General features: G+C 64.3%; 19 protein-coding genes and 1 pseudogene. 12 read left to right on the plus strand and 8 right to left on the minus strand.

Going from position 1 to position 21160, the window contains the following annotated elements:
* Positions 1 to 35: 35 nt before the first annotated feature.
* The gene (locus AC2TZ7_RS12880; protein WP_489864537.1) at positions 36 to 257 is read right to left on the minus strand and encodes a hypothetical protein; all 222 of its coding nucleotides are present in this window, start codon (positions 255 to 257) and stop codon (positions 36 to 38) included.
* 425 nt (positions 258 to 682) lie between these two features.
* Here AC2TZ7_RS12880 and AC2TZ7_RS12885 point away from each other — a divergent pair, with 425 nt between their 5' ends.
* The 10 genes from AC2TZ7_RS12885 to gluQRS all read left to right on the plus strand — a co-directional run bounded on the left by AC2TZ7_RS12885 (position 683) and on the right by gluQRS (position 12674).
* Entirely contained in the window at positions 683 to 1300 is a 618-nt protein-coding gene (locus AC2TZ7_RS12885; RefSeq protein WP_489864538.1) for a YitT family protein, read from the plus strand.
* 119 nt (positions 1301 to 1419) lie between these two features.
* On the plus strand, positions 1420 to 2067 hold the full coding sequence (locus tag AC2TZ7_RS12890; protein WP_489864539.1) for a YitT family protein: 648 nt from the start codon (positions 1420 to 1422) through the stop codon (positions 2065 to 2067).
* Positions 2068 to 2085: 18 nt separating this feature from the next.
* Positions 2086 to 2421 (plus strand): DMT family transporter, encoded by a 336-nt coding sequence (locus tag AC2TZ7_RS12895; protein WP_489864540.1) that lies wholly within the window; start codon positions 2086 to 2088, stop codon positions 2419 to 2421.
* Positions 2422 to 2519: 98 nt separating this feature from the next.
* Positions 2520 to 4337, plus strand: coding sequence for a translational GTPase TypA (gene typA / locus AC2TZ7_RS12900; RefSeq protein WP_489864541.1), 1818 nt, complete (start codon positions 2520 to 2522; stop codon positions 4335 to 4337).
* A 148-nt stretch (positions 4338 to 4485) separates the two neighbouring features.
* Positions 4486 to 7302 carry a DNA gyrase subunit A gene (gene gyrA / locus AC2TZ7_RS12905; protein ID WP_489864542.1) on the plus strand — a complete coding sequence of 939 codons (2817 nt, stop codon included), beginning with the start codon at positions 4486 to 4488 and terminating at the stop codon, positions 7300 to 7302.
* 324 nt (positions 7303 to 7626) lie between these two features.
* Positions 7627 to 9237: a BCCT family transporter gene (locus AC2TZ7_RS12910; protein WP_489864543.1), complete on the plus strand. Its 1611-nt coding sequence runs from the start codon at positions 7627 to 7629 to the stop codon at positions 9235 to 9237.
* Between the two features lie 197 nt (positions 9238 to 9434).
* On the plus strand, positions 9435 to 10211 hold the full coding sequence (locus tag AC2TZ7_RS12915) for a hypothetical protein (RefSeq protein WP_489864544.1): 777 nt from the start codon (positions 9435 to 9437) through the stop codon (positions 10209 to 10211).
* A gap of 52 nt (positions 10212 to 10263) precedes the next feature.
* A complete protein-coding gene (trmFO, locus tag AC2TZ7_RS12920; RefSeq protein WP_489864545.1) occupies positions 10264 to 11613 on the plus strand; it encodes a methylenetetrahydrofolate--tRNA-(uracil(54)-C(5))-methyltransferase (FADH(2)-oxidizing) TrmFO in 1350 nt (449 codons plus the stop codon).
* Positions 11610 to 11804, plus strand: coding sequence for a hypothetical protein (locus AC2TZ7_RS12925; protein WP_489864546.1), 195 nt, complete (start codon positions 11610 to 11612; stop codon positions 11802 to 11804). Before trmFO ends, AC2TZ7_RS12925 begins: the two co-directional genes overlap by 4 nt.
* A gap of 21 nt (positions 11805 to 11825) precedes the next feature.
* On the plus strand, positions 11826 to 12674 hold the full coding sequence (gene gluQRS / locus AC2TZ7_RS12930; protein WP_489864547.1) for a tRNA glutamyl-Q(34) synthetase GluQRS: 849 nt from the start codon (positions 11826 to 11828) through the stop codon (positions 12672 to 12674).
* Between the two features lie 28 nt (positions 12675 to 12702).
* On the opposite strand, the gene hisI is transcribed toward gluQRS, so the two are convergent.
* Positions 12703 to 13065, minus strand: a complete 363-nt coding sequence (gene hisI, locus AC2TZ7_RS12935) for a phosphoribosyl-AMP cyclohydrolase (RefSeq protein WP_098411019.1) — start codon at positions 13063 to 13065, stop codon at positions 12703 to 12705.
* 61 nt (positions 13066 to 13126) lie between these two features.
* Between hisI and AC2TZ7_RS12940 the strand changes: the two genes are divergently transcribed.
* The gene (locus AC2TZ7_RS12940; RefSeq protein ID WP_489864548.1) at positions 13127 to 13555 is read left to right on the plus strand and encodes an iron-sulfur cluster assembly scaffold protein; all 429 of its coding nucleotides are present in this window, start codon (positions 13127 to 13129) and stop codon (positions 13553 to 13555) included.
* Positions 13556 to 13723: 168 nt separating this feature from the next.
* Here AC2TZ7_RS12940 and AC2TZ7_RS12945 read toward each other — a convergent pair whose 3' ends face one another.
* From AC2TZ7_RS12945 to sciP, 5 genes and pseudogenes are all read right to left on the minus strand, one after another.
* The gene (locus tag AC2TZ7_RS12945) at positions 13724 to 13846 is read right to left on the minus strand and encodes a hypothetical protein (RefSeq protein WP_255266459.1); all 123 of its coding nucleotides are present in this window, start codon (positions 13844 to 13846) and stop codon (positions 13724 to 13726) included.
* A gap of 111 nt (positions 13847 to 13957) precedes the next feature.
* Positions 13958 to 16048 carry an ATP-dependent DNA helicase RecG gene (gene recG / locus AC2TZ7_RS12950; RefSeq protein ID WP_489864549.1) on the minus strand — a complete coding sequence of 697 codons (2091 nt, stop codon included), beginning with the start codon at positions 16046 to 16048 and terminating at the stop codon, positions 13958 to 13960.
* Positions 16045 to 18168, minus strand: a complete 2124-nt coding sequence (gene ligA / locus AC2TZ7_RS12955) for an NAD-dependent DNA ligase LigA (protein ID WP_489864550.1) — start codon at positions 18166 to 18168, stop codon at positions 16045 to 16047. The genes recG and ligA overlap by 4 nt, the downstream gene beginning before the upstream one ends.
* 90 nt (positions 18169 to 18258) lie before the next feature.
* Positions 18259 to 18971, minus strand: a pseudogene (gene ctrA, locus AC2TZ7_RS12960) (response regulator transcription factor CtrA).
* Positions 18972 to 19066: 95 nt separating this feature from the next.
* On the minus strand, positions 19067 to 19345 hold the full coding sequence (sciP, locus tag AC2TZ7_RS12965) for a CtrA inhibitor SciP (RefSeq protein ID WP_489864551.1): 279 nt from the start codon (positions 19343 to 19345) through the stop codon (positions 19067 to 19069).
* A gap of 131 nt (positions 19346 to 19476) precedes the next feature.
* Here sciP and mnmA point away from each other — a divergent pair, with 131 nt between their 5' ends.
* Positions 19477 to 20613 carry a tRNA 2-thiouridine(34) synthase MnmA gene (gene mnmA / locus AC2TZ7_RS12970; protein WP_078550271.1) on the plus strand — a complete coding sequence of 379 codons (1137 nt, stop codon included), beginning with the start codon at positions 19477 to 19479 and terminating at the stop codon, positions 20611 to 20613.
* 130 nt (positions 20614 to 20743) lie between these two features.
* On the opposite strand, the gene AC2TZ7_RS12975 is transcribed toward mnmA, so the two are convergent.
* Entirely contained in the window at positions 20744 to 21115 is a 372-nt protein-coding gene (locus AC2TZ7_RS12975; protein ID WP_165756948.1) for a phasin family protein, read from the minus strand.
* Positions 21116 to 21160 lie beyond the last annotated feature (45 nt).

Genomic DNA, 21160 nt, shown 5'->3' on the forward strand with positions numbered 1-21160 from the left:
ATGGGCCGGGCGCATCACACGCCCGGCCCTTTCTCTTACCGCATCATGCTCCACGGCTCTGGCGGAGGCTCGGCGGGCCCGAGCCCGATATCTCTGCGCAAGTGGTCGCTGAGTTGCCCCGCATCGTGCGGGCGCGGTTTACCGCCACGCGCGATCAGCGCAAACAGCGCCGCACGGAGAACTTTGCCTGCGCCGAATTTGGCGATCGTGGCTTCGATGGTGAATGCGTCGCTCGGACGCTGGAGAGTCTGGATCATGTCATGTCCCGGCGCGGGACCCCGCCCGCAACCGGCCTTTCTTCTACTGATGTGAAAGAAGACCCGACGGGGACCGCGAGAGCGCGGCCAGGATGCGTCGCGACAGGGTCGGGACGCAGAAATCGGGTCAGTTTGCGGGAGTGGGGCCTAGGCCCCGGGGCGTATCGGGAGGGTCAGTCCTGGCGTCGTGCGACGCGAGTGGTGCCCGAAAAACCGATACGGGTTTCGCACTGCGATGCGAGGGCTTGGCGATATGACATCATGGCGGCCCTCCTCTTGTATTGGGCAATGCGAATGACGCCACATGGCCCGATCGCAGACAAGGCGGCAACTCACGCGACTGTGACTCGCAGGTATTTGGACACCTCTGTTGCCGATGCGCCTCAGTTCTTGCGCTTGGCGTTGCCGCGTGGCATCTGAGCGCCATGAGCGAGACCCGTATCCAAGACCCGCACCGCCACACCCTGCCCGAGGACACCCAGGGGCTTCTCACCGGCACCTTATTGGTGGCGCTGTCGGTGTCGTTGCTGCATGGCGCGGGGCTGTTCACCGGTCAAATCGCGGGGCTGTCGCTGGTGCTGTCTTACGTCACCGGATGGAGCTTCGGTGCGATCTTCTTCACGCTCAACCTGCCCTTCTACTGGCTGGCCTTCCGCCGGATGGGGAAGCGATTTACGGTGAAGACGGTGATCGCGGTCGCCATCCTGTCTGTATTTACCGAGATTCTTCCGAACCTTCTGAGCTTCGCCACCCTTCACCCCGGCGCGGCGGCTATCTTGGCGGGCGTCGTCTCGGGCGCGGGCCTTCTGGCGCTGTTCCGCCACGGCGCGAGCCTCGGCGGCGTGGGGATCGTGGCGCTCTATCTGCAGGACAAGACCGGTTTCAAAGCGGGCCGCACGCAAATCCTGTTCGATTGCGGCGTGTTCCTCTTCGCGCTCTTCGTGCTGCCGCTCGACAAGGTGCTGTGGTCCCTTCTGGGCGCAATGGTTCTGAACGTGATCATCCTAATCAACCACCGCCGCGACCGCTATATCGCCACCTGATCCGGGCGTGATCTGCGGGCAACGGGTCCGCGCACCCTGCCCCGACCCTTTCGCGCGATGCAAAGCCGACCTGCGCCCAGCGATTTGGTAGGTCAGCTATTATGTCCTATTAGTGGGTCATGACCACTGACGCACATATCACCGCCGACCAGATCGCAGCCAAAGAGGCGACCCGTCCGCATTACTCGAAGCTCGAGGATTTGCAGGGCCTCGTCGTGGCCGCAGCCCAAGCCGCGCTCGGGATCCACCTGCTGCGCGCCGCGGGCCTCGTGACCGGGGGCACCGCGGGCGCCGCGCTGATCCTGTCCTATATCACCGGGTTCAGCTTCGGGGGCGTGTTCTTCGTGATCAACATCCCCTTCTACGCCTTCGCCTATTATGCGCGCGGCGCAGGCTTCGCGCTGAAAAGCCTCGTGACCGTGACGCTCGTTTCGCTGATGGCCGAGGCGCTCAAGCCCGTGCTGCATGTCGCGGAAATTCACCCCGCCGTGGCCGCCGTGCTGTTCGGCATTTCGGCAGGCGTCGGCCTTCTCGGCCTCTTCCGCCACAAGGGCAGCCTTGGCGGTGTCTCCATCGTCGCCGTGATCCTGCAAGACAAGTTCGGCTTCCGCGCCGGCTGGACGCAGCTGATCCATGACCTGTGCCTGTTTGTCATCGCGAGCTTCATCCTCGCGCCGCCGCTGGTGCTCTACTCGCTTCTGGGCGCGCTGGTGCTGAACTTTATCGTTGCGATGAACCACCGTCGCGACTGGTATATCGCCGAGTGATCCGGCAAAGTGCCGGGCATGTTCAACACCTACCTCTTCCTGCTCATCGCGGTCGCCTTCGAGACCTTCGGCTCGGCCTGTCTGCAGGCGAGCCAGCAATTCACGCGTTTCTGGCCGACGGTGGGCGTGGCGGTGGGCTTCATCGGCGGGCTCTATTTCTTCACGCTGGTGCTGAAGGTACTGCCGCTCGGGATCACCTATGCGCTGTGGTCCGGGATCGGCATGGTTCTGATCGCGGGCGTGGGCTGGCTGATGTTCAATCAGCGGCTGGATTTGCCCGCCCTGATCGGGATCGCGCTGATTCTGATGGGGATCATCGTGATCAACCTGTTCTCGAAATCGCATTTCCACTGACGTGATGCCGCATCGCGGCGGGATTGCCGCGCTGGGGGCTAGCCGAGAGGCAATCTTTCCTTTATGGGCGGGGCAACTCAAGAACAGGACGACCTCCCATGGACCTTCGCAACATTGCGATCATCGCTCACGTGGACCACGGCAAGACGACGCTCGTGGACCAGCTTCTGCGCCAATCGGGCGCTTTCCGTGAAAACCAAGCCGTCGCCGAACGCGCGATGGACAGCAACGACATCGAACGCGAACGCGGCATCACCATTCTCGCCAAGGCCACCTCGGTCGAGTGGAAAGGCACCCGCATCAACATCGTCGACACCCCCGGCCACGCCGATTTCGGCGGCGAGGTGGAGCGTATCCTGTCGATGGTGGACGGTGTTGTGCTGCTGGTGGACGCGGCCGAAGGCCCGATGCCGCAGACCAAATTCGTGACCTCGAAGGCGCTCGCGCTCGGTCTGAAGCCGATCGTGGTGCTCAACAAGGTCGACAAGCCCGCCGCCGAGCCCGATCGCGCGCTCGACGAGGTGTTCGACCTCTTCGCGAACCTCGACGCCGATGAGCAGCAGCTCGACTTCCCGCATCTCTACGCTTCCGGCATCGGCGGCTGGTGCGACGAAGAACTCGACGGCCCGCGCGAGAACCTCGACGCGCTGTTCGATCTGATCCTGAAGCATGTCGAGCCGCCGAAGCAGGAATTCCGCGCCGACGAGCCCTTCCAGATGCTGGCCACCACGCTCTCGGCCGACCCGTTCATCGGGCGCATCCTCACGGGACGCATCGAGGCGGGCACGCTGAAAGTCGGCGATCAGCTCAAGGCGCTGTCGCGCAAGGGCGACCGCATCGAGGCCTTCCGCTGCACCAAGATCCTCGCTTTCCGTGGCCTGTCGCAGCAGCCGATCGACGAAGCCGTCGCAGGCGACATCGTCACCGTCGCAGGCATGACCAAGGCGACCGTGGCCGACACGCTCTGTGCGCCCGAAGTCGACACCCCGATCGACGCGCAGCCGATCGACCCGCCGACGATCTCGGTGACCTTCGGCATCAACGACTCGCCGCTCGCCGGCAAGGACGGCTCGAAGGTCCAGTCGCGCATCATTCGCGACCGCCTGATGAAAGAGGCCGAAACCAACGTCGCGATCCGCGTCGAGGACACCCCCGGCGGCGAGGCTTTCGTGGTCTCGGGCCGTGGCGAACTCCAGATGGGCGTTCTCATCGAGAACATGCGCCGCGAAGGGTTCGAACTGTCGATCTCGCGTCCCAAGGTGATCTTCCGCGAGGAAGACGGCCAGCGCATGGAGCCGATCGAGGAAGTCATCATCGACGTGGATGAGGAATATTCCGGCGTCGTGATCGAGAAACTGACCGGCTACCGCAAGGGCGAGCTGGCCGAGATGCGCCCCGCCGAGGGTGGCAAGACCCGCATCGTGGCCCATGTCCCCTCGCGCGGCATGATCGGCTATCAGGGCGAGTTCCTGACCGACACGCGCGGCTCGGGCGTGCTCAACCGCCTGTTCCATGGCTGGACCCCTTACAAGGGCCCGATCGACGGCCGCCGTCAGGGCGTGCTGATCTCGATGGAGAACGGCACCTCGGTCGCCTACGCGCTGTGGAACCTCGAAGAGCGCGGCAAGCTGTTCATCGGTGCGCAGGAGCAGGTCTACACCGGCATGATCATCGGCGAGCATTCGCGCGAAAACGATCTCGAAGTGAACCCGCTCAAGGGCAAGAAGCTGACCAACGTCCGCGCCTCGGGCACGGATGAAGCGGTCCGCCTGACCCCGCCGACGCGGATGTCGCTCGAGGAAGCCATCGCCTATATCAACGATGACGAACTCGTCGAGGTCACGCCGAAATCGATCCGCCTGCGCAAGCTGCACCTCGATCCGCACGAGCGTAAGCGCGCCGCGCGCGAAGCGTGATCGCTTGCGGCCCGCGCCGCACCGGATCACCGCTAGCTGACGTCACGAAGAAGGCCCCGCGCACCCGCCGGGGCCTTCTCCATGATTGCACCCGCCGCTTGCGGCCTTTATAAGGTTCCACAACAATATCTAGAATATCGAGGCGCGCGTGACCGACACTCCTGAACCGCCGGAAACCGAAGAAGAAGGCCCCGGGCGGCCCGCTTATCTCGGCCCCACTGTGTCCATCGCGGACGAGATGAAAACCGCCTATCTCGATTACGCGATGAGCGTGATCGTGAGCCGCGCTATCCCCGATCTGCGCGATGGTCTGAAGCCCGTTCATCGGCGCATTCTCTTCGCGATGCACGAGACCGGGAACACCTTCGACAAGCCCTATCGCAAATCGGCACGTCCGGTCGGCGACGTGATGGGTCAGTATCACCCGCATGGCGACGCCGCGATCTACGACGCGTTGGTGCGGATGGCGCAGCCCTTCTCGATGTCGCTGCCGCTTCTGGACGGTCAGGGCAACTTCGGCTCGATGGATGGCGATAACGCGGCTGCGATGCGCTACACCGAAGTGCGCATGGCGAAACCGGCCAATTACATTCTCGCCGATATCGAGAAAGACACAGTCGATTTCCAGGACAACTACGACGGCAAGCAGCAAGAGCCGACAGTGCTTCCGGCGCGCTTCCCGAACATGCTGGTCAACGGCGCGGGCGGCATCGCGGTCGGTATGGCGACCAACATCCCGCCGCATAACCTCGGCGAGGTCTGCGACGCCACGCTGGCGCTGATCGAGAACCCCGACATGTCGGACGAGGCGATCATGGAGATCGTCCCCGCCCCCGACTTCCCCACCGGCGGCCAGATCATGGGCCGCGGCGGCGCGCGCAAGGCCTACCTTGAAGGGCGCGGCTCGGTCATCATCCGGGCGAAGACCCGCGTGGAGGAAGTCCGCAAAGACCGCTTCGCGATCATCCTCGACGAGATTCCCTATCAGGTGAACAAGGCGGCGATGATCGAGAAGATCGCCGATCTGGTGCGCGAGAAGAAGCTCGAAGGCATCTCGAACATCGCCGACGAATCCGACCGCGTCGGCGTGCGCGTCGTGATCGAGCTGAAGCGCGACGCGACGCCGGATGTGGTGCTCAACCAGCTTTACCGGTTCACGCCGATGCAGACCTCGTTCGGCTGCAACATGCTGGCGCTGAACGGTGGCCGCCCCGAGCAGCTGACGCTGCGCCAATTCCTCAGCTATTTCATCAGCTTCCGCGAGGAAGTTGTCGCGCGCCGCACCGCGTTCGAACTGCGCAAGGCGCGCGAGCGCAGCCATGTCTTGTGTGGTCTGGCCGTCGCGGTGTCGAACGTGGACGAGGTCGTGGCGACCATCCGCTCCTCGGCAGATGCGGCAGAAGCCCGCGCGCGCCTGATGGAGCGCCGCTGGCCCGCGCATGACATCGTCGAATATCTCAAGCTGATCGACGATCCGCTGCATCCGGTCAACGATGACGGCACCTACAACCTGTCCGAGACGCAGGCCCGCGCGATCCTCGATCTGCGCCTGCAGCGTCTGACCCAGATCGGGGTGAAGGAAGTCACGGACGAACTCGCGCAACTGGCCGAGAAGATCCGCGAATACCTCGCCATCCTCGCCTCGCGCGAGCGGATCATGGCCATCATCGCCGACGAGCTGCGCGAAGTGCGCGAGCTGTTTGCCGTGCCGCGCCGCACCGAGATCATCGACTGGGCCGGCGACATGGCCGACGAAGACCTGATCGAGCGCGAAGACATGGTCGTGACCGTCACGCAGGGCGGCTACATCAAGCGCACGCCGCTGGCCGATTTCCGCTCGCAGAAGCGCGGCGGCAAGGGCCTTTCCGGCGGCGCGCTGAAGGATGACGACACGGTCACCACCCTGTTCGTCGCCAACACCCATACGCAGCTTCTGTTCTTCACGACCGGCGGCATGGTCTACAAAATGAAGTGCTGGCAGCTGCCGCTCGGCTCGCGCCAGTCCAAGGGCAAGGCGATCGTCAACATCCTGCCGATCCCCACCGGCGTCTCGATCGCGGCGATCACGCCGGTCGATCGCGACGAGGCGGAATGGGACGACCTGCAGATGGTCTTCGCGACCTCCAAGGGCACTGTGCGCCGCAACCGCCTGTCCGATTTCACCAACGTCATGCGCAACGGCAAGATCGCGATGAAATTCGAAGACGAGAACGAAGGCATGCGCCTGATCAATGCGCGCATCTGTTCCGAGGACGACGACGTGATGCTGGTCACCGCCAGCGGTCGCGCGATCCGCTTCCCCGTGCCGGAAGTGCGCGTGTTCAACTCGCGCAACTCGGTCGGCGTTCGTGGCATCAAGCTGAAGGGCGATGACGAGGTCGTCTCGATGTCGGTCATCCGCCACTTCGAGGCCACGTCGGAAGAGCGCGCGGCCTATCTCAAGCAACGTCGCCTGATGGCGGGCGTGACCGAGGACGAGGTCGAGCCCGACGAGGACGAGGAAGCCGTGGCCGAGGGGCCGCTGTCGATGGAACGCTATGCCGAAATGTCCGCCGCCGAGGATCTGATCCTGACGATCACCTCGAAAGGCTCGGGCAAGATCTCGTCGAGCCATGACTACCCGACCCGCGGTCGCGGCGGTCAGGGCGTGACGGCGATCGACAAGGCAATGCGGGGCGGTCCGCTGGTGGCCTCCTTCCCGGTCGAGATGAGCGATCAGATCATGCTCGCCACCTCGACGGGTCAGTCGATCCGTTGCCCGGTGGAAGACATCTCCTTCCGCTCGCGCTCTGCCGGTGGCGTGCGTGTGTTCAACACCGCCAAGGGCGAGGTCGTGGTCTCGGTCGCGCGGATCGCCGATCAGGGCGAGGACGACGATCTGGACGCCGACGCCGAAGGGTCGACCGATGCACCGGACGCGCCGGACACGTCGGGTGACGGCGGCACGCCGGATAGCGAAAGCTGATCCCGCGAAGGCTGTTCCCAATTCCGAACGGCTTCGCAAAAAGCAATGACATCAAGCCCCCGCTCCGCAAGGACGGGGGCTTTTTTCTTGTTTCAGCACAGGTTCGACGTCTGGAACTTCGGCCTGCGCATGGCGCTTGGCAAAGGCGCGAACAAGAAGCTGTTCCGCTCCCGACCCACCTCCTGATTGCAAACGCGATCCTATGTTGCGGCCGGACCACGCGCCGGGCCGTTTGCATTTTTCTTTCCTTCAACGCCCCATCTGCCCGGAACCACCCCTGAAGCCACCCGTTGCGGTTGCACTATTGGAAACAGGGAGAGTTTCATGAAAGCCTTTGCAGACAGGCTCGGTCTGAGAACCGACCCGACCATTTTCTTCGTATCGGCAGGCTTCACGATCCTCTTCGTGCTCGCGCTTGTCATCTTCCCCGGCCCGATTGGCGATGCGTTCGCCACGGGCCGTTCTTGGATCGTCGCCAAGCTCGGCTGGTTCTTCATTCTCGGCGTCAATGTCTGGCTGGGCTTCCTGATCTGGGCCGCGATCTCGCGCTACGGCCATATCCGGCTCGGGCCCAAGGACAGCCGCCCGGAATACGGCAACCTGTCATGGTTCACGATGCTTTTCGCAGGCGGCATCGGCACGGTGCTGATGTTCTGGGGCGTGGCCGAGCCGATCAGCCATTTCTCCAAGCCGCCGCTGCCGGGCGTAGCGCCCTATTCCGACGAGGCCGCGAAAGACGCGATCTCCATCGCGGTCTATCACCTCGGCCTGCATACTTGGACGATCTTCACGCTGCCCGGCCTGGGATTTGCTTATTTCATCAACCGCTACGACCCGCCGGTGCGGGTGTCGTCGGTGTTCTATCCGCTGCTGAAAGAAGGCATCAACGGGCCGATCGGCAAGGCGATCGACATCGCCTCGATCCTCGGCACGCTGTTCGGCGTGGCCGTCTCGCTCGGCCTCGGCTCCAGCCAGATCGCTGCCGGTCTGAACGCGCTTCTGGGCACGGGTGACGGGACCTTCGTCAAGATCGCGATCCTCACCGCGCTGACCGCCGTTGCGATCACCTCGATCGTGGCAGGGCTCGACAAGGGCGTGAAGCTGCTCTCGAACATCAATATCGGCATGGCCGTGGGGCTGATGGTCTTCGTGCTGATCTTCGGCTCGACGCTGTTCCTGCTGCGCGGGATCGTGCAGACCGTCGGCCTCTATCTCACCAACCTGCCGCATCTGGCCTTCTGGAATGACATGCTGGCCAATGAGAACCCCGACACGCCCGGCTGGGGCTGGCAAGGGTCGTGGACGGTGTTCTACTGGGCCTGGACGGTGACGTGGTCGCCCTTCATCGGGCTGTTCGTGGCCCGCATCTCGCGCGGGCGCACGGTGCGCGAATTCGTCTTCGGCGTGCTGCTGGCGCCGTCGCTGTTTACCCTGATCTGGTTCGCGATCTTCGGCTGGCAGGCGATGGAGTTCGACGGGATCGGTCAAGCCGCACGCGATGCGATGGGCGATCAGGCGGGGCAATTGTCGCAGGCCGTCTCGGATAGCGTGCCGCTCGCGATGTTCGCCTTCTTCGAGCATTTCCCCTTCGTCCATATCGTCCAGGGCATCGCCGTGATCGTGGTCGCGATCTTCTTCGCGACCTCCTCGGACTCGGCCTCGCTGGTGGTCGATATGCTCTGCACCGGCACGCCGACCCCCGGCCCGGTCCATCAGCGCGTCTTCTGGGGCGCGGCAGAGGGCCTCGTCGCGGCGATGCTGATCATGCTGGCGGGCGATGCGGGACTGACCGCGCTGCAGCAGGTCATCACAGTCGTGGGGCTGCCGATCTTCATCCTCGTGTCGATGATGATCCCCTCGATCATAAAGGGCTTCGCGCTGGAAGATATCGACCACGTCTCGATCGGCACACGGCCCAAGCTGGACGATTTCTGAGCGCGCGACCCCAAAGTCAGACCCTATCGAACGGCCCGGACTGGAAACACTCCGGGCCGTTAACCCATTAGAAAGTTTAAGCCTTCCTTAAGACCCGACCGCCTGTCACAAGAGATCGAAGCCGCAGCGGAGCATGAGCCCGAGGCGCAGCCGGCGAAGCTCGGCCCTGTTCAGTTACCGCGTCACGAGGTCCGATCATGCGCCACGCTCCTGTCTCTGCCCTGCGGGGCGCCGTTTTCTGTCTCGCCGCAGCCGTCAGCGCTGGCCCCGCGTTCGCCCAAAGCGCGCTCGGCTTCACCGGGGCCGAGCTGACGATCCAGAATACCACCGGCGACTTCGGAGCCGCCCGCGCCGATCTGAGCGCCGATTTCGCCCTGACCCCGGCGCATGGGCTGCAACTCGACCTCGGCGCAAATAATGCCGGTCCGCGCTGGCGCGGCGATCTGGCGGCGCATCTCTACTTGGCGCCCACGGAGCATGCAAAATATGGGCTCTTTGCCGCGGTCTCCGATACCAGCCACGCCAGCCAAACGGTCTATGCGACGGGCGCCGAAGCGATCTGGGCCCTGGGCGCGCGCGGCAGCGTCGCGGCGCGGGCCGGGCTCGGCACCGTCAAACCCGGCAGCAACGATTACGTCTTCGCAGGCCTCGCCGGACGGTGGGACGTCAGCCCGCGCACGGCGCTGACCGCAGATCTTTCCGTCGTGGACATCTCCGAGCTGGCCTTCAGCGCCCACGAGACCACCGCCGCGCTCGGGATACGCCACCGGCTGGGCGACGGCCCCGCGACGCTCTTCACCCGCATCGAGCGCGCCCATTTCACCGGCCGCCCCGACAGCCGCGACGAGACCCGTCTCGCCCTCGGCCTCACGTTGCGCTTCGGCCCTCGCGGCCACGGCGTGCGCAACCAGAGCTTCGCGCCGATCCGCCCGCTCGACGGCCTCTTTGCGCGCGGCACCTTCGCGCTGGACTGAGCCGCTGCGATCGGCCTTCCCTTTTGCCGCTTTGACCACTACATGAGCGGCCATGACAGAAGAACTCCATATCGTCGGCGGTGGCATGGCGGGCTCGGAAGCAGCCTGGCAGGCGGCGAATGCCGGCATCCGCGTGGTGCTGCACGAAATGCGGCCCAAGGTCGAAACCTTCGCCCACCAGACCGGCAACTACGCCGAGATGGTCTGCTCGAATTCGTTCCGCTCGGACGATCACGAGCGCAACGCCGTGGGCCAGCTCCATTGGGAGATGGGAGCAGCGAACGGGCTGATCATGGACACGGCGCGGCAGCATCGTCTGCCCGCAGGCGGTGCGCTGGCCGTTGACCGCGAGGCGTTTTCGCAATCCGTGACCGAGGCACTGCGCGCCCATGAGAATATTTCCTTTACCGAGGAAGAGGTTACGGAGCTTCCTTCAAGTGGAAAATGGATCTTCGCGACCGGCCCGCTGACCTCGGAATCCTTGGGCAAAGCGATCCTGAAAGCGACCGGCGAAGAGCGTCTGGCCTTCTTCGACGCCATCGCGCCCATCGTCTATGCCGACACGATCGACATGTCCGTCGCGTGGCGTCAGTCGCGCTACGACAAGGGCGAGACCGAGGAAGAGCGCACGGCCTATATCAACTGCCCGATGACGAAGGACGAATACGAAGCCTTCATCGACGCGCTGCTCGAGGCCGACAAGACCGAGTTCCACGAGGGCGAAACCGCGGGCTATTTCGACGGCTGCCTGCCGATCGAGGTGATGGCCGAACGCGGCCGCGAGACCCTGCGCCACGGGCCGATGAAGCCGGTCGGTCTGACCAATGAGCACGATCCGCAAACCAAGGCTTGGGCGGTGGTGCAGCTGCGCCGCGACAACGCGCTCGGCACGCTCTATAATATCGTGGGCTTCCAGACCAAGATGAAGTACGGCGCGCAAGCGGCTGTTTTCCGGATGATTCCGGGACTTCAGGACGCCAAGTTCGCGCGCCTCGGCGGCATCCACCGCAACACGTTCATCAACTCGCCGACGCTGCTCGATGCGCAGATGCGACTGAAATCGCACCCGAACCTGCGCTTCGCCGGCCAGATCACCGGCGTCGAGGGCTATGTCGAGAGCTCCGCGATGGGGCTGCTGGCGGGTCGTATGGCTGCTGCTGAACTTCAGGGCCGCGAACTGCCGCCGCCGGGACCCGAAACCGCGATGGGGGCGTTGATCACCCACATCACCGGCGGGGCCGAGGCGAAGACTTTCCAACCGATGAACGTCAATTTCGGGCTCTTCCCGCCGATCGACGCCAAGGGCGGGCGGCGTGGCCGCAAAGACCGCTACAAGGCCTATACCGATCGCGCCAAGACGGTCTTCGGCGATTGGCTGGCGCAGCAAGGAGAGACTGTATGAATTACGTTCTGGCCCTGTTTCTGCCGCCACTTTCGATCCTGCTGATCGGGCGCATCTTCCTTGCGATCCTCGTCTTCGTGATCTGGATTCCGGCGATCATCTTCTCGGGCGGTCTGACGCATCCGATGTTCATCCTGCTCGCCTGGATCCTGATCTATCAGGCGCATGCGGATCGCCGCGCGGGCGGCTGATTTGGCGGGGTGCGCGCGTCGATGATCACACGCTTCGCTCCCTCGCCAACGGGTCCGCTGCATCTGGGCCATGCCTATAGCGCGATCCTCGCGCATGACATGGCCCGCAAGGCCGGCGGCCCGTTCCTGCTGCGGATCGAAGATATCGACCAAAGCCGCGCGCGGCCGCACTGGGAAGAGCAGATCTACGACGATCTGCGCTGGCTTGGACTGACCTGGGACGGGCCGGTTCTGCGCCAATCGGACCGCTTGAACATCTATCGCGAAACCCTTGAAAGACTTTGGGAAAGAGACCTTCTCTTTGCCTGCACCTGCACGCGGCGCGACATCGAGGCGGCAGCCTCCGCACCGCAGGAAGGCGTGCAATACGGGCCCGACGGGTTGATCTATCCCGGCACCTGCCGCGCGCGTGGCGCGCACCGCCCCGGCGCGGCACTACCGGACAGCGCGCTACGCCTGAACATGACCCGCGCCGCCCGCGATATCCATTTCGAGGAAATCTGCGCGCTACACAAAGGCACGCATAACGTCTCCCGCGCCGATCTGATCGACAAGGTGGGCGATGTCGTGCTGGCGCGGCGCGATATGGGCACGTCCTATCACCTCGCCGTGGTGCTCGACGATGCCGCGCAGGGCATCACCCATGTCACCCGCGGCGCGGACCTGTTCAGCGCCACACAGATCCATGTTCTGCTTCAAACTCTACTTGAACTTCCGACGCCAACCTATTGCCATCACGACCTAATTCGTGACGAGAGCGGCAAACGCCTCGCCAAGCGCGACGATGCCCGCGCCATCGCGAAATACCGCGAAGATGGGGCCACCCCCGACGACATTCGCCGCATGGTTGGGCTGCCCGTTTTTCCTTGAGGAAAATACCCTCCCCGAAGGGCCGACCTCAGTCTTCCATCGGCTTGAGAATTTCGACCTCTTCGCCATCGCGGATCGCGGTGTAGAAGCACGACCGGCGATTGGTGTGGCAGGCCGGGCCTTCCTGCTCGACCAGCACCAGAAGCGCATCGCGGTCGCAATCCACCCGCATCTCGCGTAGGCGCTGCACATGGCCCGAGGTCTCGCCCTTTACCCAAAACGATTTCCGCGAGCGCGACCAATAGGTTACGCGCCCTGTTTCAAGTGTCTTTGCGACGCTTTCCGCGTTCATCCATGCCATCATCAGGATATCGCCCGAGAGCGCATCCTGCGCGATCGCGGGGATCAAACCGTTGGCGTCATAGGTCAAGCTGGCGGGATCGAATGGCATCGGCTCTTTCCTTCCTGTGGCTCAGGTCCTATCTACGCCGGACGGGCCGAAGGGGAAAGAGATGAGCGACACCGATCTGATCAAGCTCTATTCGCAGCGTATTCTGGCGCTCGCCGCCGATATGCCGGGCACCGATCCGCTGCCCGAGCCCGATGTGACCGTGCGCAAGCGCGCACCGCTTTGCGGCTCGACGGTCGAGGTTTCGCTGACCTGCGCGGACGGCCGCGTGACCGGCTATAGCCAGAACGTGCATGCCTGCGCGCTGGGTCAGGCCTCGGCTGCGATCTTCGGGACGCAGGCCGTGGGCCGCACGCGTGACGAGGTCGCAAAGCTGCGCGATCAGCTCGCCGAGATGCTCAAGGGCGGCCCCGTCCCCGAGGCGCCTTTCGGCGAGTACGAGGTTCTGCAAGCCGCGCGCGACTATCCCAACCGGCATGGCTCGATCCTGCTCGCCCCCGAGGCGACGCTCGAAGCGCTCGAACAGTGCTGAGCCGTTAACCCCTCTCTCCCTCGCGATAAAAAAAGCCGCCACTCGAAAGAGCGGCGGCTGAAGTTGCGCTTTACGGACAGGCGGGCCTGGGGGACAGGCGAAGCCGCAGGTTTGGGACAGGTGCGGCAGCCAAAAAGCGCGAGGCAGTAACGATGTGACAGGTCGGGCTTAGAGGAGCCCCGGCAGCCAAAGCGCCATGATGAAGCTTGCGCAAAGCGCGATGCCCCCCACGGCGTCGGCCAGCAGCGTGCTGTGATTGCGGTCGAGAAGTTCCTTGATTTCCTTGGCCATCTGGCACCTCCATTCCCTCTGTTGCCCCTTTGTTCTCACACCTGACGTCGCGTGTAAAGAACTTTTTAGGAACATTTGAGAACACTGGGGAGAACGTGAGTCGAACTGGGCTCAGCCGATGCCGATCAGTCGGATCGCACGGTCCTGTTCCATCAGCCATAGAAGCACCCGCGCCGCCTGTCCGCGCGGGCCGCTCAACTCGGGATCGTCGGACAGGAGCTTGCGCGCATCCGACTGCGCCACCGCCATCAGACCGGCTTGGCGTTCGAGGTCAGCCACGCGGAACCGCGGCAGGCCCGACTGCGCCGTGCCGATCACATCGCCCGCACCGCGCATGGCGAGGTCTTCCTCGGCGATGCGGAACCCGTCCTCGCTTTCGCGCAGGATCGACAGGCGTCGTTCCGCCGTCTCGCTCAAGGGCGTCTGGTAGATCATCAGGCAGGTCGAGGCCACAGCCCCGCGCCCGACCCGCCCGCGCAGCTGATGGAGCTGCGCAAGACCGAAGCTCTCGGCCCGCTCGATCACCATGATCGACGCGTTGGGCACGTTCACGCCCACCTCGATCACCGTCGTCGCGACCAGCACCCGGGTCTGCCCCTTCACGAAGGCCGCCATCGCGGCGTCTTTCTCGGCCGACGGCATCTGGCCATGCACCAGCCCCACGACATCGTCGCCAAGCGCCGCGCGCAGCGCCAGAAAACGGTCGGTCGCAGAGCTCAGATCGACGCGCTCGCTCTCTTCCACCAGCGGGCAGACCCAATAGGCCTGCCGCCCCTCGGCCACCGCCTTGCGCAGATGCTCGACCACCTCGCCCATCCGCTCCATCGCGACGAGCGCGGTCTTGACCGGCGTCCGGCCCGGCGGCTTCTCGTCGAGAAGGCTCACATCCATGTCGCCATATTGCGCCAGCGCGAGCGAGCGCGGGATCGGCGTCGCGGTCATCACCAGCACGTCAACCGCCTGCCCCTTGGCGCCCAGCTCCATCCGCTGCGCCACGCCGAAGCGATGCTGTTCGTCGATCACGGAAAGCCGCAAATCCTGAAATTCCACGTCTTTCTGAAAAACCGCATGGGTGCCGACGAGGATGCCGATCGCGCCCGAGGCCAGATCGGCGAGCTTGCGCGCCCGCTCCGCCCCCTTGTCGCGCCCGGTCAGGATCTCCAGCCGGACGCCCGCCGCCTCGGCCAGCGGCGCCAGACCTTCGAGATGCTGGCGCGCGAGAATCTCCGTGGGCGCCATCATCACACCCTGCCCGCCAGCCTCGACCGCCGTCAGCAGCGCCATGAAGGCGACCAGCGTCTTGCCCGCGCCGACATCGCCCTGCAGCAGCCGGTTCATCCGCCGCTCGGAGCCCAGATCGCCCGCGATCTCGGCAATCGCGCGGGTCTGTGCGCCGGTCGGCTTGTAAGGCAGGCTCGCCAGAACCTGCGCCGAGAGCTTGCCCGTGCCGCGCGTCACCCGGCCCTTCTTGCGCCGCGACTGGCGCCGCGCGAGCGCGAGCGTCATCTGGTGGGCGAAAAGCTCGTCATAGGCGAGACGCGCGCGCGCCGGCGCGGTGGCCGAAAGATCGTCAATCTTTTCAGGGTGATGCGCCGCTCGCACCGCATCCTGCCAATCCGGCCAAACCTCGCGGCGCTTGAGCGCATCGTCGATCCATTCCGGCAGGTCCGGCGCGCGCGCCAAAGCCCCCTCCGCCGCCTTCGCCATCAGCTTTTGCGTGACGCCCGCGGTGAGCGGATAGACCGGCTCGAACCGGGGCATCTCACCCGAATTTTCGGGCGGCAGAATGTAATCGGGATGCACGATCTGCGCTTGCCCGTCGTAAATCTCGAGCTTGCCCGAAATGATCCGCCGCGCCCCGTTGGGCATCTGTTTCGCGAGCCAGTCGCCGCGCGCGCGGAAGAACACCAGCGTGATATCGCCTTGCGCGTCATGGCACAGAACCCGATCCGGCGCGCCTTGCTTGCGCGCAGGACTATGGGCGCCGATGGTCACCTCGACGGTGACTGTGGTGCCCGCGGGCACGCCTTGCACGGTCGCGACGGGGCGGCGGTCGATCACCGAATAGGGCAAGGTGAACAGCACGTCGCGCGGACGGGTGATCCCCAACCCTTCGAAATGCTTGGCCGTTTTCGGGCCGACGCCCGCGAGACTGTCGAGCTCGGCGAAGAGCTCGAAAAGCTCTGCGGGCCGCGTGCTCATGCGCCCCCCGCGAGCGCGATCCATTCATCCTCGTCGATGACGCGGATGTTCAATTCGGCCGCTTTCTTGGCTTTCGAGCCCGCGCCAGGCCCTGCGACGAGCAGGTCGGTCTTGGCGCTGACCGAGCCCGAAACCTTGGCGCCAAGCGCCTCGGCCCGCGCCTTCGCCTCGGCCCGCGTCATCTTCTCCAGCGTGCCGGTGAAAACGACGGTGAGGCCCGAAACCGGACTGTCGGATTTCGGCTTCTCGGCCTCCTCGACACTCAGATGCGCGGTGAGACGGTCGATCGAGGCGCGCTCGGCCTCCTGCTGGAAGGTCATCACAACCGAGGTCGCGAGCGTCTCGCCCACCCCGTCGATCGAGATCAGATCGTCCCATTCCGGGCCCTGCCCGCACTCAGCCTGCGTCATCGCGGCTTCGAACGCCTCCCAGGTGCCGTAATGCGTGGCGAGCATCCCCGCGCTGGTCTCGCCGACATGGCGGATGCCGAGCGCGAAGATCAGGCGTTGAAGCGGAATCCTGCGTTTCTCGGCGATGGCGGCAAAGAGATTGCGCGCCGATTTTTCGCCCCAGCCCTCGCGGTTCTTGAGCTGCCGGAGGCCCTGACCGTAGCGCTCTTCGAGCGTGAAGATGTCGGCGGGCTCCTTGATCCAGCCATCCTCGTAGAATTGCTCGACCTGTTTCGCGCCCAGACCTTCGATGTCGAAAGCCGCGCGGGAGACGAAATGTTTCAGCTTTTCCACAGCTTGCGCGGGGCAGATCATACCGCCCGTGCAGCGGCGCACCGCGTCGCCCTCTTCGCGGATCGCCTCGGATCCGCAGCGGGGGCAATGGGTCGGGAAGTCGTAGGGCACCGCATCATCGGGACGGCGCGTGAGGTCGACATCGGCGATTTTCGGGATCACGTCGCCCGCGCGATAGACCTGCACCCAGTCGCCGATGCGGATATCCTTGCCGCCGCGGATTTCGACGCCCTTGGAGTCGCGCCCGGTGATGTAATCCTCGTTATGCAGCGTCGCGTTCGAGACAACGACGCCGCCCACGGTCACCGGGGTCAGCCGCGCGACCGGCGAGAGCGCCCCGGTGCGACCGACCTGAATGTCGATCCCTTCGAGCTGCGTCCAGGCAAGCTCGGCGGGGAATTTATGCGCGATCGCCCAACGCGGCGTGGTCGAGCGGAACCCCAGACGCCGCTGCAGCGCGAGATCGTTCACCTTGTAGACAACGCCGTCGATATCGTAGCCGAGCGTCGCGCGCCTGGCCTCGATCTCGCGGTAATGGCTAAGCATATCGTCGGGGCCGTCGCACAGCTCGGTCATCGGGTTGGTCTGGAAGCCGAGCGATTGCAGCTGCGCGATGGCGTCGATCTGCGTCTCGGCCAGCGGCGCGGAAAGCTCCCCCCAGGCATAGGCGAAGAATTTCAGCGGGCGCGCGGCGGTGACTTTCGGGTCGAGTTGACGCAGCGAACCGGCAGCGGCGTTGCGCGGATTGGCGAAACGCTTCTCGCCCGCGGCCTCGTTGCGGGTGTTGAGCGCCTCGAAATCGGCGTGGCTCATATAGACCTCGCCGCGCACTTCGAGCACGTCGGGCGCGTCCGTGATCGACGTCGGAATGTCGTCGATGGTGCGGGCATTCTCGGTGACGTTTTCGCCAACCGCGCCGTCGCCGCGCGTTGCGGCATGGATCAGCTTGCCGTGTTCGTAGCGGATCGACAGCGAAAGACCGTCGATCTTCGGCTCGGCTGTGTAGTTCAGCGGCGCGTCGGATTTCAGGCCGAGGAAGCTGCGGATGCTTTCGTCGAACTCGGTCACGTCCTCGTCGGAGAACGCGTTGGCGAGGCTCATCATGCGGATGGCATGGGTGATCTTCCCGAAGCCTTCGGCCAGCTGCCCGCCCACCTGTACGCTGGGCGATTTGTCCGATTTCAGTTCGGGGAATTTCGCTTCGATCGCCGCGAGGCGCTGCTTGAGCGCGTCATACTCCGCATCCGAAATCTCGGGCGCGTCATGGGTGTGATAGGCGGTATTCGCCGCCGCGATCTTCGCGATCAGCTCGGGCAGCTCGGCGCGAGCCTCGGCCTCGCTCAGCGCGTCGATCTCGGTGCGGCTTGGCTCGGACATAAAAAGACCCCCTCGTGCTGACCTTGGTTTAGGCAAGCACCGAGGGGGCGTAAAGAGCCGTGACGACGGAGATCATCGGCTTTCGGGACGTCAGGCACCCATCGCGATGCGCTGCTCCAACTCGGACGGGTCGGGATCGCGCAGCACATAGCCGCGGCCCCAGACGGTTTCGATGTAATTCTCACCCTCGGTGGCATCGGCGAGTTTCTTGCGCAGTTTGCAGATGAAGACGTCGATGATCTTCAATTCGGGCTCGTCCATGCCGCCATAGAGGTGGTTGAGGAACATCTCCTTCGTCAGGGTCGTGCCCTTCCGGAGGCTGAGCAGTTCGAGAATCTGGTATTCCTTGCCGGTCAGATGCACCGGCTTGCCATCGACCTCGACCGTCTTCGCATCGAGATTGACCGAGATCTTGCCGGTGCGGATGATCGATTGGGCATGGCCTTTGGATCGGCGGATGATCGCGTGAATGCGCGCCACCAGCTCCTGGCGATGAAACGGCTTCGTCATGTAGCCATCGGCGCCGAATCCGAATCCCTTGATCTTGTTCTCGGTGTCGTCAGCGCCGGTAAGAACAGGATCGGCGTGTCGATCTTGGCCAGACGCAATTGCCGCAGCACCTCGTGCCCGTTCATGTCGGGAAGATTGAGGTCAAGAAGGATCGGATCGTAATCGTAGAGCTTCGCGAGAACGATTCCCTCCTCCCCCAGATCGGTGCAGTAGACGTTGAGATTCGCGTGCGTCAGCATCAATTCGATACTGCGCGACGTCGTCGGGTCGTCTTCCACCAATAAAATCCGCATCCTGGGTTCTCCGCATTAATCCCTCGATCGGGGTCGAGACTTACACCAAATGGTTAACACCGGGTTACCTTGTCACGTTTCCGTTACGTTGCAATCTAAAGTTGTTTCAACTTTTGGATCGCGGTGGCTTTAAGGCCTTGAATCCCGTGCCTTTCGACGCCCTCGATCCAAAGATCCAATTCCTCGTCAGAGAGCGCGTAACGCTCCAGAACCTCATCACGGGCGATCAACCCATGCGCGACCGCCTGCACGATCACCGCTTTCCGGCTCGCCACCCATCGTCGGGTTTTCGGAGAGGGCAGATCCGCGCGCGTCAGGATCGTGCCGTCGGCGAGAGTCACCGCGCGCGGACCATCGACTTTCTTGAGATACATGGGCTCACCCCTTCAAGCTCTTCACGCCGGCCACACTGGCGCGCGGGCCCTTAACACTGGGTGAAACGCGGGGTTGAGAGTGGGTCGCATTTTCCTATATTGCTGCACGTCTCGTTAAAGGACGCTTCATCATGCCCAAGGATCTGCCGCTCAATTCGCTCGGTTTCGCCAAACCGCCCGCGGACACCCGCGTCGTCGTCGCCATGTCGGGCGGCGTCGATAGCTCGGTCGTGGCCGCCAAACTGGCCGAGGAAGGCTATGACGTCGTGGGCGTGACGCTGCAGCTTTACGACCACGGCGCGGCGCTGGCCAAGAAAGGCGCATGCTGCGCCGGGCAGGACATCCACGACGCGCGCCGCGTGGCCGAGGAGATGGGCTTTCCGCATTACGTGCTCGATTACGAGAACACCTTCCGCGAGGCAGTGATCGACGAATTCGCCGACGCCTATCTGGGCGGCGCGACGCCGGTGCCCTGCATCCGCTGCAACGAGCGCGTGAAGTTCAAGGACCTGCTGGAGACGGCAAAGGATCTCGACGCCGATTGCATGGCGACGGGCCATTACATCCAGCGCAAGGACGGTGCGGCCGGGCCCGAGCTGCATTGCGCTGCCGATGCGAACCGCGACCAGAGCTATTTCCTGTTCTCGACCACGCCCGAGCAGCTCGATTATCTGCGTTTCCCGCTGGGCCATCTGCCCTCGAAGGATGCGACGCGGGAGCTGGCGGCGAAATACGGGCTGGCGGTGGCCGACAAGCCCGACAGTCAGGATATCTGCTTCGTGCCGAACGGGAACTATGCGAGCGTCATCGAGAAGCTGCGCCCCGGTGCGGCCGATCCCGGCGATATCGTGGATATGGAGGGCAATGTGCTCGGCCAGCATCGCGGCGTGATCCATTACACGATCGGCCAGCGGCGCGGGCTTGGCATCGGCGGGCTCGAAGATCCGCTTTACGTGGTGAAGCTCGATCCGGACACCCGCCATGTGGTCGTCGGCCCGAAAGAGGCGCTCTCCACCCGCACCATCCCGGTGCGCGAGATCAACTGGCTGGGCGACGAGCCCTTCACCTCGCGCAAGGAATGGCACCTGAAGGTCAAGGTCCGCTCGACCCGCCCGCCGCGCGAAGCGATCATCCGACCGATCTCGGAGACCGAGGCCGAGGTCGAACTGGTCGTGCCGGAGGAAGGCGTCAGCCCCGGTCAGGCCTGCGTGTTCTACGCGCCCGAGGACAGCCGCATCTTCGGCGGCGGCTGGATCTACAAGAAGTAACGCCCGCAAACAGCCCCACAGACAGCACTGCGCGCGGCGAGCCCCTTTGGCTTGCCGCGCCTATCTATCTGTCGGATCGCTCAGACCGGCACGTCGCTGAGGCTCACCCCGTGCTTGCCGGCCCGAGTCGTCACTTTTTTCCGACCGCCTTGGCGAGCGCTTCGCCCTCTTCGGTGGCCGAGCGCACCGCGCGCTCCGCAATCCCCGTCATCGAGGTCGCGAGCTTCGTCATCTCGGCGGTGTAATCGCTCGCCGTGCGCTGCCAGAATTCGCCCCAGAGGCTCATCGCGCGCATCGGATCGGGCGTCTCCGCCAACTGGGTGACCATCTCCTGATCGCGCTCGAAGCGGGTCTTCAGAAACTCGAGCAACTCGATATTCTGCGCGATCATCGATTCCATCATCTTGAGCTGCGGTGCCATCACCGAGCTTACCGACCCCATGTCAGGCACTGGCATACAGCCAGCCATATTCATACCGGGTGCGGATTTCTTCTGTGCCATGTCAGCCTCCCTTGTGACTGGATGGCGCGAGCGTAGCATGGGTGC

This window comes from Thioclava sp. ISO4 (genome assembly GCF_058105145.1).